This is a genomic window from Telluria sp. AZSoR62 (assembly GCF_058111565.1).
The window spans coordinates 1-239 of record NZ_JBYTST010000566.1; the positions used below are offsets into that span (position 1 = coordinate 1).

1 protein-coding gene is annotated in these 239 nt (G+C 65.3%); it reads right to left on the reverse strand.

Going from position 1 to position 239, the window contains the following annotated elements:
* On the reverse strand, positions 1-239 hold a 239-nt coding region (locus AC3XQU_RS24790; RefSeq protein ID WP_489876748.1), incomplete at both ends, for a hypothetical protein.

Here is a 239-nt window from a genome sequence, read left to right on the forward strand (position 1 = left end):
GGATAGATACCGATCCAGGCGCGGGCGTGCAGGTCATCGACCACTTGGAGGGATGCAAGCCCGCCCATCGACTGGCCGATCAGCACTCGATCCGTTACCGGCGTCTGACCTGAAGCCCATGCGTCCAGCGCGGAATAGGATGAGACGGACGCAGGGTTGCCCCATGCCTGCCCGGCACCGTCCGAAGCGGCGATAGCGTATCCGGCATCCAGCAGGGCGTCACGGAGGCCCACAACCTG